This is a genomic window from Mucilaginibacter sp. (assembly GCF_041663085.1).
Classification (GTDB): Bacteria; Bacteroidota; Bacteroidia; order Sphingobacteriales; family Sphingobacteriaceae; genus Mucilaginibacter.
This window is the reverse complement of sequence record NZ_JBAZRC010000134.1, coordinates 1-14135: the sequence shown is the minus strand read 5'-3', so window position 1 is coordinate 14135 and position 14135 is coordinate 1. Positions and strand designations below refer to the sequence as shown.

Annotated in this window: 11 protein-coding genes; 4 read left to right on the top strand and 7 right to left on the bottom strand. The window is 43.7% G+C overall.

The features are described from left to right. Window positions 1-754: class I tRNA ligase family protein (locus tag WC615_RS18810; protein WP_372979608.1), on the bottom strand; the 754-nt coding region annotated here is incomplete at its 3' end. 478 nt (window positions 755-1232) lie between these two features. Between WC615_RS18810 and WC615_RS18805 the strand changes: the two genes are divergently transcribed. Further along, window positions 1233-3314: a M13 family metallopeptidase gene (locus WC615_RS18805; RefSeq protein WP_372979607.1), complete on the top strand. Its 2082-nt coding sequence runs from the start codon at window positions 1233-1235 to the stop codon at window positions 3312-3314. Between the two features lie 197 nt (window positions 3315-3511). Further along, window positions 3512-4846 carry a rhodanese-like domain-containing protein gene (locus WC615_RS18800; protein WP_372979606.1) on the top strand — a complete coding sequence of 445 codons (1335 nt, stop codon included), beginning with the start codon at window positions 3512-3514 and terminating at the stop codon, window positions 4844-4846. A gap of 235 nt (window positions 4847-5081) precedes the next feature. On the opposite strand, the gene WC615_RS18795 is transcribed toward WC615_RS18800, so the two are convergent. Further along, window positions 5082-6797 carry a GMC oxidoreductase gene (locus WC615_RS18795; protein ID WP_372979605.1) on the bottom strand — a complete coding sequence of 572 codons (1716 nt, stop codon included), beginning with the start codon at window positions 6795-6797 and terminating at the stop codon, window positions 5082-5084. Between the two features lie 103 nt (window positions 6798-6900). Continuing rightward, complete coding sequence (locus tag WC615_RS18790; RefSeq protein ID WP_372979604.1) at window positions 6901-7245, bottom strand: hypothetical protein; 345 nt, start codon at window positions 7243-7245, stop codon at window positions 6901-6903. A gap of 94 nt (window positions 7246-7339) precedes the next feature. On the opposite strand from WC615_RS18790, the gene WC615_RS18785 reads away from it, so the two are divergent. Both WC615_RS18785 and WC615_RS18780 read left to right on the top strand, forming a co-directional pair. Continuing rightward, window positions 7340-7615: a hypothetical protein gene (locus tag WC615_RS18785; RefSeq protein WP_372979603.1), complete on the top strand. Its 276-nt coding sequence runs from the start codon at window positions 7340-7342 to the stop codon at window positions 7613-7615. 18 nt (window positions 7616-7633) lie between these two features. Continuing rightward, complete coding sequence (locus WC615_RS18780; protein WP_372979602.1) at window positions 7634-8926, top strand: hypothetical protein; 1293 nt, start codon at window positions 7634-7636, stop codon at window positions 8924-8926. Between the two features lie 74 nt (window positions 8927-9000). Here the strand turns inward: WC615_RS18780 and WC615_RS18775 are convergent, their stop codons facing one another. The 4 genes from WC615_RS18775 to WC615_RS18760 all read right to left on the bottom strand — a co-directional run bounded on the left by WC615_RS18775 (window position 9001) and on the right by WC615_RS18760 (window position 13796). Further along, window positions 9001-10443, bottom strand: coding sequence for a hypothetical protein (locus WC615_RS18775; protein WP_372979601.1), 1443 nt, complete (start codon window positions 10441-10443; stop codon window positions 9001-9003). Between the two features lie 93 nt (window positions 10444-10536). Then, window positions 10537-13173, bottom strand: a complete 2637-nt coding sequence (locus WC615_RS18770) for a TonB-dependent receptor domain-containing protein (protein WP_372979609.1) — start codon at window positions 13171-13173, stop codon at window positions 10537-10539. Then, window positions 13119-13316: a hypothetical protein gene (locus WC615_RS18765; protein WP_372979600.1), complete on the bottom strand. Its 198-nt coding sequence runs from the start codon at window positions 13314-13316 to the stop codon at window positions 13119-13121. The genes WC615_RS18770 and WC615_RS18765 overlap by 55 nt, the downstream gene beginning before the upstream one ends. A gap of 117 nt (window positions 13317-13433) precedes the next feature. Continuing rightward, entirely contained in the window at window positions 13434-13796 is a 363-nt protein-coding gene (locus tag WC615_RS18760) for a hypothetical protein (protein WP_372979599.1), read from the bottom strand. Window positions 13797-14135 lie beyond the last annotated feature (339 nt).

Here is a 14135-nt window from a genome sequence, read left to right as displayed (position 1 = left end):
CGCGGTTTATCAGCGGGATGAATACCTTTTTCCCGTGCAGGTGTGTGTAACGCTCGTCATTAGGGTTGATACAGATAGCTGCATCGGCCATAATAGTTTCAGGGCGGGTTGTTGCGATGGTTAGATGGCCATCTTCGCCTGCTACTTTGTAATTTATATAATAAAGCTTCTGATTAACTTCTTTACGGATAACTTCCTCGTCGCTTACAGCGGTTTTACCTTGCGGGTCCCAGTTTACCATGCGTACGCCACGGTAGATCCAGCCTTTTTTATGCAGATGAACAAAGTAATCAATAACAGATTCGCTCATGTCCTCGTCCATCGTGAATTTGGTACGTTCCCAATCGCATGAGGCGCCCAGTTTCTTCAACTGCTCCAGGATGATACCGCCGTATTTTTCTTTCCACTCCCAGGCATAGCTTAAAAACTCTTCGCGGCTCAGGTCTTTTTTGTTGATACCCCGCTCTTTCAGCATGGCCACAACCTTTGCTTCAGTTGCTATACTGGCATGGTCGGTACCGGGTACCCAGCAGGCATTTTTGCCTTTCATGCGGGCGCGGCGTATCAGTACATCCTGTATGGTATTGTTTAGCATATGGCCCATGTGCAGCACACCTGTTACGTTTGGCGGAGGGATAACGATAGTGTAAGGTTCACGATGGTCAGGTACTGATCTGAAAAAGTTGTGTTTTAACCAGTAACTATACCATTTTTCTTCGGCTGCAGTGGGCGAATAGGTTTTTGCAATACTCATAGCCTGCAAAAATAACTATTTGGCGCTAATTGGGAAAAGCTAAATAAGGCAGTTTTAGACAAAGGCACAGAAATTTACTCACCCGGTCTTAGCTTCGCTCGACCACCCTCTCTCCACTGCGCGGAAAGAGGGCTGAACTACTATTTTCTCTTTACCCTCTTTGCGCAGCAGAGAGGGTCGCGCACGTAGTGCCGCGGGGTGAGTCAAATACCAAAGTGGCTTAAATATTATATGGAACAATTATAAATTACACCATGCTAAATATTAGCAACAATATTTTTACATACAGCCGTTTATATATTATAAATAATGCACCGAAGATGAAAACAATACCTGTAAATCGTTTTTTGGCCGCTTTTATAAGATTATCGAGATTATCTGTTGTGATCAACTGGTTCAACAAATAGGTTTGCCCCGGCCTTATTATTTGCTACACGGCAGATAAAATAATTACCTTGATCTTTTTACTGACTAAATCATGAAATTAAAGTTCACCAACTTAATGCTGATGGGTGCGTTGTGCCTGTCGGCTACTGCTTTTGCCGCAAATGGCGACAAGCCCGTTAAAGGGAAACCCCAAAGCAAAACCACAACCGATCCGCCCCGCAAATTCATCGACCCGGCCAATATGGACTTGTCTGTAAAACCCGGCGACGACTTTTTTGACTATGCCAACGGCAACTGGATAAAACAGAACGCCATACCGGCAAAAGAAACCCGCTGGGGCAGTTTCAACATCCTGAGGCAGGATAATACCAACCGCCTGTTAGGTTTACTTAACGAAGTAAGTAAAACACCCGGCCAGCAAAAAGGCAGTCTTAAACAACGCGTTGGCGACCTTTATGCCAGCGGCATGGATAGCCTCACCATCGAGAAAAAAGGCTATACCCCTATCACCGCCGACCTGGCCCGCATCAACAAAATAACCGACCTGAACGGCATTGTTAATGAACTGATTTACGAGCGTGTAAACGGCATTGGCAGCCCGCTGTTTGGTTTTGGCGTAGGTCAGGACGACAAGCATGTAGAAAAATACATTGTAAGCCTTAGGCAAGGTGGCACCAGTTTGCCTGACAGGGACAATTATTTAAAAGACGATGCCCGTTCAAAAAAGATCCAGGACGCGTTAAAAACTTATATTACCACCCTGTTTACCCTTACCGGCACCAATGCCGATGAAGCAGCTAAAAACGCGGCAGTGATATTTGACCTGGAGAAATCATTGGCTAAATCACAACTAAGCCGCGTTGCACAGCGCGACCCGAATGTTACCTACAACAAGTTTTCGATAGCTGATTTTGCTAAAACCACGCCGCATTTAAACTGGGTAAAACTGTTACCCATGTTAAAAGTTACCGGGCAGGATACCATTATTGTGGGCCAGCCAACCTTTTTTAAAGATGCTGATGCTTTATTAGCCTCTACCCCGGTTAACGACTGGAAAACATACTTGAAGTGGAATATCCTGCGTGGTTCGGCAGGTTCATTGAGCTCACCTTTTGTGAATGCAAGTTTTGCATACAGCAGCGCCTTAAGCGGCCAAAAAACACAAACCCCGCGTAACGAACGCATGAGCGGCCTTGTTGATGGCAGCGTTGGCGAACTGTTAGGCCAGCTTTATGTTGAGAAATACTTTACCCCGGCCGCCAAAAAATACATGGTCGATCTGGTGAACAACCTTAAAATCACCCTGGGCGACCGCATAAAACGCCTTGATTGGATGAGCGAGGAAACCAAAGCCCGCGCATTGAAAAAGCTGGCTGCTTTCCGTGTTAAAATTGGTTACCCAGATAAATGGGAAGTTTATGATGGCCTTGTTATTAACCGCGATGATTACGCCGGTAACTTAAGGCGCATTTCGGTTTGGCGCTATAACTTTAATGTGAGCCGCCTTGGCAAACCTATGGACAGGACCCGCTTTGGCATGACCCCTCCAACCGTAAATGCATCATATAACCCAACCAATAACGAGATCGCTTTCCCTGCGGGGATCCTGCAGTTCCCGTTCTTTGACTTTGGGGCCGATGACGCGGTGAATTATGGCGGTATAGGCGCGGTTATAGGCCACGAGATGACCCACGGTTTTGACGACGAAGGCCGCCAGTACGATGCCGATGGCACCTTGCGCGACTGGTGGACAAAAGCCGATGCCGATAAATTTAAAGTACGCGCCGACCAGGTGGTTGGCCAGTACAACGCCTTTACCGTGTTGGATACCATGCACGTAAACGGCAAACTTACCCTTGGCGAAAACCTTGCAGATCTGGGCGGCCTCAACGTTGCTTACGAGGCTTACAAGAAAACCAAACAAGGCCAATCAACCACAAAAATTGATGGCTTTACGCCCGACCAAAGGTTCTTCCTTTCATGGGCGCAGGTTTGGAGAGGTTCGCAACGCCCCGAGGCTGCCGCGCAACGTATCCTGACAGATCCGCACTCGCCGGAACAATACCGTACAAATGCCCCAATAAGTAATATGGACGCCTGGTACAACGCATTTGACGTTAAACCAGGTGATAAAATGTATAAGAAACCTGAAGACAGGATAAAAGTGTGGTAGATAGTAGCAAGTACTTATTATCAAGTATATAGACAAAGCCCGGTTGAGAGACCGGGCTTTTGTTATTTATCCTTCGCCTATTCAAGCTTGGACGCTTGAATAGGTGAAGGCAATAAAAATAATCTTTACCCCCTGCTCACATTTCTACCTTTTAACACTCATAACCAAAAGCTATCTTTGCGCCACTGACACATTATATGATAGTTCATCAATTTTACGATAAGGGATTGGCGCATGCTTCGTACGCCATTATCCGCTCGGGCAAAATGGTTGTTATCGACCCTGCCCGTAACCCGCAGCCTTACTATGACTTTGCCCAGCTGCATAATGCAGATATTACCGGCGTTATTGAAACACATCCGCATGCCGATTTTGTGAGCTCTCACCTCGAGATCCACCAAACTACCGGCGCGGTTATCTATGTAAGCAAGCTTGCAGGCGCCGAATACCCGCACGAAAGTTTTGATGATGGCGATGTTATCCGCCTGGATGATATTAAACTGAAGGCTATCAACACCCCCGGCCACTCGCCCGATTCTATCTGTATTTTACTGGAGGATGAAAAAGATAAGGATTGCGCCGTATTTACCGGCGATACCCTGTTTGCCGGTGATGTAGGCCGCCCCGACCTGCGCGAGAACGTTGGTAATATCACCGCCAAAAAAGAAGAACTGGCCCGCCAGATGTATCACAGCACCCGCGAAAAACTGATGGTTTTACCAGCCGATGTAACGGTTTACCCTGCTCACGGCCCCGGCTCGCTTTGTGGTAAAAGCATGAGCCCCGATCTGCAAAGCAGCATTGGTAAAGAGCTACGCGATAATTATGCCCTACAGCTAATGGATGAGCTGGCCTTTGTTAAAACCCTGATGGCCGACCAACCCTTTATGCCAAAATACTTTGGTTATGATGTGGAGCTGAACAAAACCGGTGCGCCAAACTTTACCGAAAGCATTGAAACAGTATCAAGGCCATCACAAGATATTGTCTTAGAAAAAAATGTGTTGGTTATTGATACCCGCGTAAAAGAAGCTTACCGCAGCGGGCACGTAAAAAACGCCATCAACCTGCAGGATGCCGAGAAGTTTGAGACCTGGCTTGGTTCGGTAGTTGGACCTAATGAGCCATTTTATTTACTGGCAGCCACCAAGGATGAACTGGAAACTGTAATAAAAAAAACAGCCAAAATAGGTTACGAGAAAAATATAAAAGCAGCTATTTTAATCCCTGCGGATGCCAAAGTGCAATCGCCGGTGCTCGACTACGCCGACTTTAAGAGCCATCCAGACCATTATACCATTATTGATGTTCGCAATTGGGCCGAGATAAAAACAGGCAAACTGTTTAAGGATGCTTTGACCATTCCGCTGCCCGAACTAAGGGAGCGTGTAAGCGAGATCCCGGCTGACAAGCCTATTGTAGTGCATTGCGCAGCGGGTTACCGCTCTGCGGCGGCGGCAGGTATTATACAGACAGCTGTTGATACCCTACCGGTTTATGATTTGAGCGAGGCTATTAATGAGTGGAAGTAATTGAGATATCACTGTATGCTGCCAATAGGGGCGCAATCTTGCCAGTATCGAATAATAACAAACCACTGATTATCAGTTTATTGCCTGCGTTCACGGGTGTTCACGGTAGTGAACATGAACACTTCGGGGTTTTGAGGGCGGTTTTGGGCGTTTTAAGGGCGATTTTAGGTGAGATTGATTATGGTTCGACAAACTCACCATGACATACAAAACCTGTGACGCATAGCGGTTTATCTTACACCTCCCCCCTTTTCAGCGCATCGGCAGCATAGTTTGCAGCCCGGGCGGTGAGGGCCATAAATGTTAATGAGGGGTTTTGGGTGCTTGTTGATGTCATACAGGCGCCGTCGGTTACAAAAACATTAGGGCAGTTGTGCAACTGGTTCCATTTGTTTAACAGGGACGTTTTAGGATCATGCCCCATCCGAATACCGCCAACCTCATGAATATCCAACCCGGGCGCTTGTTTGCTGTCCCTAGTCACTATGTTTTTACAGCCTGCTTTATCCAGCATTTCTGCACCCTGCACCAAAAAATCCTTCAATAACTTTTCGTCGTTATCATCATAATCTACCGAGATACGTAGCTGCGGTATACCCCATTTGTCTTTTGCATCATTACTCAGTTGTACAAAGTTGCTTTCTTTAGGGATAGTTTCGCCCTGCATCATCATATAAATATTCCATGAGCCGGGTTCGGCTATAGCATCTTTATATTCGGCGCCAATTTGCTGCCCATCTGCGGGGTGCCTCCAGCCCGGGCGGGTGGCGGTGTAAAATGTCATATATCCGCGCAAAAAGTCGGTCTCCTGCTTGTACACGTTCCTAAAGTTAGGCATCATAACGGCAGTGGGCCTGCGGCCATAGTAGTAGCTATCCATCGGCCCCTCAAAACTTGCAGACATCGATCCTCGATAGTTATGAAAAGCCACGTATTTGCCCAACAAACCACTATCATTACCCAAGCCATTGGGAAACCGGTTTGATGTTGAATTAAGCAGGATAAGGTTACTGTTTAGCGCCGCTGCGTTCACAAAAATGATCCGTGCAAAATATTCAATAGCCTTATTGGTATTTGAGTCGATCACCCTTACGCCAACGGCCTTTTGTTGTTTCTCGTCATAAATAATGGAGTGCACTACCGAATCGGGCCTTAAGGTAAGTTTACCCGTTTTGGCTGCCCATGGCAGGGTTGACGAGTTAGAACTAAAGTAGCCCCCAAAGGGGCACCCCCGTTCGCAGAGGCTACGCGCCTGGCACTGCCCGCGGCCTTGCTGCAGGTGTATTTCTTTTGGCTTGGTAAGATGTGCACAACGGCCAATAACCACGTCACGGTCTTTATAATGGGCAATAATACGCTTCCGGATCTCCTTCTCCACCACGTTCATTTCCCAGGGTGGTAAAAAGTCGCCATCTGGCAGGGTTTCCAGACCATCATGGTTACCGCTTATGCCTGCAAACTGCTCTACGTAGGTGTACCACGGCGCCAGGTCATCATAACGGATGGGCCAATCCACCGCGAAACCATCCCGTGCGGGGCCTTCAAAATCAAACTTGCTCCAACGCTGGGTTTGCCTTGCCCAAAGCAATGATTTCCCCCCAACCTGGTACCCGCGGATCCAGTCGAAGGGTTTATCCTGCACATAGGGATGTTCCTTATCCTTCACAAAAAAATGTTCGGATGCTTCGCCAAAGGCATAGCAGCGCTCAACAATTGGGTTTTCTTGTTTAACTGCCAATGGCATTTGGCCGCGGTGCGGAAAATCCCACGGGTTTTTAGTGGCTGTGGGATAATCTTTTAAATGAACAACATCCTTGCCGCGCTCCAGCACCAGGGTTTTAAGGCCCTTGCCGCAAAGTTCTTTAGCCGCCCAGCCGCCGCTGATACCCGATCCTATCACGATAGCATCAAAAGTATTAGCAGCAAATTCGTTTGAATTTACATATGCCATTATAATTGGTTTTGGAAATTGAAATTAGCGATTGTTAATGATAATGGCAAAAGCGAGAATTGCAACTTGGAGTCAATGATTCAGCCAGGTCACCGTAGCGGATTTACGCTTCGTCCAAATTCCACATACCGGGATGGTCACGGTAATGCGATATATTTTCAATGATCTCTTCTACCTCGGCAGCAGTAAGTTCGCCATGGCCATCAGCCGTATATGTGAACATTTTACCGGGATCTTCAAAAGTAATATAGCCCAGATAGCTGGGGTCGAGCTTTTTCCCAAGCAGCAGTTCATTCTCCTGCATCCCGTTGATGAGTTCGTCGTGTTCACCATCGGCGTAAATATTGTAGGTATAAGTTAGCACCGGGTGCCCGTCGGCATGCCCCTGTATATTGGGGATCACCTTTACTGATTTGTTATCGCCAACTGTAAAATATAAGGGAGCCATACCGATGGGTTATGTATTAATCAAGTACAAATGTTATAACAAATAGTTTTAGGATGTAAATGTTATTCTTAAATTTAGGTTTCAACCAAACTTTATGGAAACTATTAAACTGAACAACAACCTGTTGCTAACATTTGAACCCGATAACAAAAGGTTGCGGCTTGTTATTACAGATGGCCATACCGAACTGGCTTGCCGTAAAGAAACACCTGGTAACCTGCGCCGTTTTTTGGCAGGCGGGCAAAACAGCCTGTTTAAAGGGCGGCTGCAATTGCATAAAGATGCCGGCGATATTTCTGTTGTAATAAAAGGGCAAGTGGTTGGTCTAATTAAAACAGAGAGCTTTGCAACAACGCTAAATAATTTATAAACCTATACCTTAAACCAAATGACTACTACCACTGCCGAACCTCTTCACTGGTCTGCCGGGCGAAAGACAACCCTGCGCTTTTTCCTGCTGTTTTTTGTGCTTTATGTTGTTTTAAACCCCAATGGGGTACTGCCTTATATTGATGTAGCCTACAGTGCTTACATCCCGCCTTTTCAAAAACTTATTGTTTGGCTGGCCGCTCATGTACTGCATTTAAGCAACCCTGTTACTACCTTTACCAATGGCAGCGGCGATACCACTTATGATTACCTTGCCCTGCTTTTTGCAGGCGTAGTAGCCATTGCAGGTGCCATTATATGGAGCCTGCTTGACCGCAAAGCACGCAATTATAACAATCTTTTTTACTGGCTTACCGTTATTGTACGCTATTATGTGGCCATCACCATGGTTACTTATGGTTGCGTTAAGATCATCAAACTACAATTCCCGGCACCATCACCCGACAGGTTGCTGGAACCTTTCGGTAATGCATCGCCAATGGGCCTGGCCTGGACCTACATGGGCTACTCAACCGGGTTTAACTATTTTACCGGCATAGCCGAGCTAAGCTGCGGCCTGTTACTCTTCTTCCGCCGCACGGCTACGCTGGGGGCAATTGTGGGTTTGGTTGTGGCGGGCAATATCATGGCCATCAACTATGCGTTTGATGTGCCCGTTAAGCTGCTATCAACCATGCTGGTGGTGATGTGCATCTATCTGCTAAGTAAGGATGCGATCAGACTTATCAACTTTTTCTTTTTAAATAAACCGGCACAGCCCGCAAATCTTGGCCGGCACCTGTTTAAAAAACGTTGGAAAAACATCACCCTAACTACTGTAAAGTATTTACTGGTGGCCTATACTTTAATATTAACCCTTTATGGCGATATACAGGCTATGGGTCAGTATGGCGATGCCGCTAAAAAACCGCCTTTATACGGCATCTACAATGTGCAAAGCTTCGTGCGCAATAAGGATACTATTGCGCCTTTAAAAACCGATACTACACGCTGGGATAAGCTGACCATAAGTTATTCAGGAGCGGCAAGGCTGATACTCATGAATGACAGCAGCAAACGTTATAATTTTGTAATAGATACCGCTAAGCATACTATTGTGATGAACACCTATGCCGATACGGTTAACAAGGCTTATTATACTTACAGCCTGCCCCAGAAAGATGTGTTGCTGCTTAAAGGCAAATTCAAAAACGATTCGCTTAACATCAGCTTAAAAAAATACGACCTGAATAAGTTTTTACTTTTAAGGCGCGGATTTCACTGGGTTAATGAATACCCATTTAACAGGTAGATCAGTAAAATCCTGTATAAAAAAGAGCGGCTACCCAATGGATAGCCGCTCTTTTTTATGTTGAATGTTGTTAATTATTTAACAGCACCCGGTGTAGTGTAAGGCATAACTTGTGCATTAAAGTTAGTCCAACCGGTAGTCCAATCAGTAGTACCAACCGCACCGCGGAATGTTACCACCTCAAAGAATGGATCTTTTAATTTATTATCTGTAAATAACGCTCCTGAAGCTGCAAGAGAACCCGCTTTAGGGGTAAAGATTGGCGTACCAGGGTTTGCAAATTCTGAAGCAAATTTAAATGGATCAGTAATTAATGCATCAGCGTATAGTGTTGCATCAAAGGTATTATCGGCCCTTAGTTTAGCTTCAAACAGTGCTTTTTGTACAGCATTGTCACCTTTAACTTCATTACCTTTTTTGTTTGAACCGTATATAAGGTTGTTTTTAATTACAAGGCTACCAGAAGTAAAGTTGGTAGATGTTGCACCTGCAGTAGCTACTTTAGAATCGTCAATGTAAATACCTTCAACATAACCTGCTAATACAGAGTTAAATATGCTAATAGATGAGTTACGACGAATTTGAGCCGCATGCTGGTGGTTAGCATTTACGTTTGCAGTTGTTGCTGACGTTTGGGGGCCTAACATTGTCATGTTAGTGAATATAGCTGAAGTTTTTGGTGCATTGTTTGAACCATCTTTATCGTTATCAGATTCGAAACCATTTGAACCAGATACATCCGCAACAGTATTGTAACGCTGAGCAATACCAAATTGAATTTTACCTGAGAAACCGTTATCGGTATCAAAATCATCATCAACGTTACCGATAGCTAAAATGTGTTTACAGTTAACTGTACCGCCAAACCATTCAAAGCCATCATCGCCCGAACGGAAAACCTGTACATAGTCAATAGTTGTACCAGCTCCAACACCACCAAAAGTGATACCGTTTATCTCGTTATCTGGTGAGAATGGGATACCTGCGTATTCCACACGTACATATTTTAAAGTACCAGAATTGTCGTTTGCATCAGCACCACCGTATTGAATGTATTTTGCAGGGTCGCCTTTAGCGTCTAATCCGCCTTCGATAGCAGCATTGCCACCATTGTTTGCAGGGGCTTTACCTAAAAGTATTAAACCACCCCAGTCGCCTGGAGCACGTGTGCCAGCAGCAAATGATGAAGTAAATACAATTGGCTTATCAGCCGTACCTACTGCCATAATCTTAGCTCCGCGTGTTATGGTTAATGTACCTTTACTTGCTTTGTCGCCTTTGATAATGGTGCCGGGTTCAATTGTAAGCGTAGCACCGTTGGTTACATAAACAAAACCTTTTAAAGTGTAAATTTTGTCAGCAGTCCAGGTAGTGTTGGTTGCTATATCACCGGTAATCTCAACAGAAGTCCCGTTTGTAGGTGGTACAACTATCGGATCGATAACGGCGTTGTTCTTAGAGCAAGAACTTGCCAGGATAATAGCGCTAAACGCTAAAAATAATAATGGTTTTTTCATGTTGTTTATTGTTCGATTTCCATCAAATTTCGGCTATTAATATTAAGCCAACATTAACTGTAGTTTATCAAACTACTATTATTAAACTATTTCTTAAAATGAGTAATTAAATGATAATGAATAATTTGCACCCCAGTTGTAATTCCTGAAGATGTTACCTAAGCCCGATGGCACATACGGTTTTCCATCAAGTTCGTAAGTGAAATTATACTTCTGGTTAAGGATGTCACTGCCGCTCAATTTGATCTCGCCACGGTTTTTAATAACCTTATAACCCACCTGTAAATCAAGCACGTTACGAGGGCTTTCCCATACACTTGGGTAGGTTGAACCACCTGCATAGAATATACGTTTACCAAGGCGATTGAACAGTATGTTTAATGATAGTTTATTATCCATTTCGGTATGAGTTAAACCGGCATTGATAACATATGGCGATTGACCAACCAGCGGCCGGCTTTTTTCTAACCTTACTATGCCGTCATCAGGGTTTGTAACTTTTGACCTGTTGATAGAAAAGTTGGCATAAGCTGTAGTATTCTTAAAGAATTTACTTTCATCGATAAAATCAAGCGATTTACGCGCTTCTAATTCAAAGCCATACACGTATGCAGATTTTGAATTAAAATAACTGATGGTGGTTGAAGAATTCCTGTCATCAATTATCGGCTCTATAGCGTTAGCAAACTTTTTGTAAAATGCCGAAACTGAAAATATTTGTCCGGCAGCAGGATAAAATTCGTATCGTAAATCTGCATTATCAATAGTTGTTCTTTTCAATGTCGGTTCGCCCTGTACTGTAGCTAACAATTCATAATCATAATAAGCAAAGTTTGCTAATTCCCTAAATTCCGGGCGTGCAACTGTTCGCGAATATGATGCCCTAAAATTGGCTTTCTGCGTTAAAGCATAGGTTAAGTTAACCGATGGAAGAAAGTCGAGGTTATCAAGTTTACTCCGTGGTTGCGTTTGGTTTGTTTCTGCTGTTCTTAAATTAAGGTCAAATTTTTCAACACGTAAACCGTAAACTATCCTAAGCTTTTCGTTAAGCTTGCTATCCAACATTGCATAACCTGAGTTTGTATAGCTCTTCGCGTAATAGGTATCGGTTGGGTTAGATAACTCATCAAGGTTATAATACCCTGCGTTAATAATATTAGGACCAAACAAGGTAGAAATAGGGCGTTCCAGGTTACTTTGATCGGGGTTATTATAAACCAAACCCAAAAACCTTGCAGCGAAATCTCTTTGGCGATACTGTGAACTAACGCCAACTTTAAGGTTGCTTTTCCCTAAAAAATCCACCGGTAAATTATAATCAACTTTTCCTGAGTAGATATTTTCATTTAAATGAGAGAACAAGCGTGCGTTCTCTTTTTGCAAGCCCGTAACCTGGGCTATATATGGTTGGCCGGGGGCACTGCTCCTGTAATTAACTTTTCTTTGATCGGGCTGATCATTTGTTACGTTGCTGTAACCCAGGTTCCATTTTAATTTGGAATTTTTCTCACCTATTTGGTGCTCGCCTTCAAGGTTTGTTTTAAATAAACCTTTTTCCAGAAGATCATAAGCGTAATAATGGTTATCGCCTGTTTCGCCACCAGTTCCTAAGTTTTTACCGGTACGATAGGTGAACTGATCATCAAATACACGATTGTATAAATTCTTTAAGGTTATCTTATTTTTACCAAAGCTGTATGCAAAATTTGCTAAAGCACCCACATTAGTCGAGAATTTATTAATGCTGCTTACATAATCAAAATCACTAAAACGTTGAATCTGATCTGGGGCGATAGTTTGAGAGTTACGGTATGTTAAAGCTATAGTGGTACCAAAACGATTTTTGTTTGCACCTATTTCTTTTACGTTACCAATAGTTAGCTGGTAATTCTGACCAGGCAAGGCCTTATTGTTGTAAACGTTAAAATCGTTATTTAAGCTTCTTATCGACTGTATAGTTTGGGTTGGGGTAAGCTGCCTGTTAACAATCTGGGTAGTTGTAGGGAAATTGCTAACCAGTTTACGTGTGCCATCATCAAAGCCAAAATAATCGCTTGCGTTACGGTAACCGCTTTTAAAATCTTTAAATGTACTCTGATTATTATAGCTGTAACCAATACCTACAGTAACAAAATTCTGCTCTGGTATATCTTTAGTTAATATCTGCACATTACCACCGGCAAAATCGCCCGAAAGATCCGGCGTAGCTGTTTTGCTGATAATGATGTTGTCAATAAGGTTTGAGGGTACAATATCAAATGAAAATGCTTTACGATTAGGTTCTGTACTTGGCAGTGGCGAACCATCTAAAGATGCAGTATTGTAACGGTCGCTTAGTCCACGAACTACTACAAACTTGTTGTCTTGTATTGTAGCACCACTCACACGCTTTAAAACGTCACTGGTGTTCCTGTCCGGTGATCTTCTGATCAACTCAGAAGATATACCATCAGATATAGATACACTGTTTTTCTGAATAGCGTACAGTGCACCTACCGATTCCTGGCGATAGGTAGCTTTGATCACAACCTCGCTCAGAGCTTTTGACTCAGACTGGCCAAGGGTAATATCAAGCGGAGTAGTTGCGCCTGCTTTAACCTCCACATCAGAGATGGTTTTAGATTGATAGCCAATGTACCTTACCAATATGGTGTATTTACCGGGCTGCAAGCCACTTAAAGCGTAATGGCCTTCAACATCGGTAGCAGAGCCCTTGGTTGTGCCCTCAATGTTAACTGTTGCCCAATTAAGGTTTCGCTTGTTTTCTGGTCAATTACCTTTCCAGAGATGCGCCCTGTGGTTTGGGCAAATAAATTACTCGCCGTTAAGGTAAAAACGAATAATACGATGATCGCGGATAAAAGTTTTTTCACGTGTATTAATTTAATACCGCAAAACTATTACCCCGATGTTAGTTGAATGTTATGTATGCATTACCATAACCGCCACTTAATATTACCATAATGTTAAGCACCGTGGCAAACCTGTTGTTAACCAGCTTTTTGCTGAGAGCCCTCTGCCTGCTGTATTATTTCCTGTAGCTGTAGTTCGTAAGCGCGCATACGGGCGTGCAAAATATCTACCTCGGTGCGCAGCATTTGTATCTCGGTTATTAGTTTGGCCGAGTCTTGCTTGTGGATCATTTTATCGCCTGTGCCCAGTATCAGCCACTCGGGCGAGTACTTTAACTGGAAACATAATTTACGGATAAGGTAGTAACTGATGTCCTGCTTTTTGTTGATCACTTTACTGATAAAGCCTTGATCAACGCTTATAGCATTAGCCAGCGCCAGCTGACCGCCGTGCTCCTTCACTATAATTTTTATCCGCTTTAATACTGCATCGTCAGACATGCTACAATTATAAACATTTTTGATAAAGTTGAAACTATCGAATAAAACTTGTTATATACCGGTAACAATCCCCGGTTTGTTCCATTTTTAAAACGGAACAAACGGGACAAACGGAACACATTGATAATCAGGTTATTAATACTGACAAAATCTTGTCAGTAGCTCAACAACATCATCACACCCATTCGTTTAACCACTCATTTACAACACCTTATAAAAACCAGGATTTGACTTGTCCTGAAATAGGTTGACAAAAAAGTACCAAATGAAAAAGACAATTAATAAGTCATCGATCATCCGGGAGTATTTTAAAGGAGGGTCTGGTTTTCGTACCTTAGG

Coding starts and splice junctions, on each gene's coding strand:
- WC615_RS18760 (WP_372979599.1), bottom strand. CDS start 13,796: ATGTCTGACGATGCAGTATTAAAGCGGATAAAAATTATAGTGAAGGAG.
- WC615_RS18780 (WP_372979602.1), top strand. CDS start 7,634: ATGACTACTACCACTGCCGAACCTCTTCACTGGTCTGCCGGGCGAAAG.
- WC615_RS18790 (WP_372979604.1), bottom strand. CDS start 7,245: ATGGCTCCCTTATATTTTACAGTTGGCGATAACAAATCAGTAAAGGTG.
- WC615_RS18795 (WP_372979605.1), bottom strand. CDS start 6,797: ATGGCATATGTAAATTCAAACGAATTTGCTGCTAATACTTTTGATGCT.
- WC615_RS18775 (WP_372979601.1), bottom strand. CDS start 10,443: ATGAAAAAACCATTATTATTTTTAGCGTTTAGCGCTATTATCCTGGCA.
- WC615_RS18805 (WP_372979607.1), top strand. CDS start 1,233: ATGAAATTAAAGTTCACCAACTTAATGCTGATGGGTGCGTTGTGCCTG.
- WC615_RS18785 (WP_372979603.1), top strand. CDS start 7,340: ATGGAAACTATTAAACTGAACAACAACCTGTTGCTAACATTTGAACCC.
- WC615_RS18800 (WP_372979606.1), top strand. CDS start 3,512: ATGATAGTTCATCAATTTTACGATAAGGGATTGGCGCATGCTTCGTAC.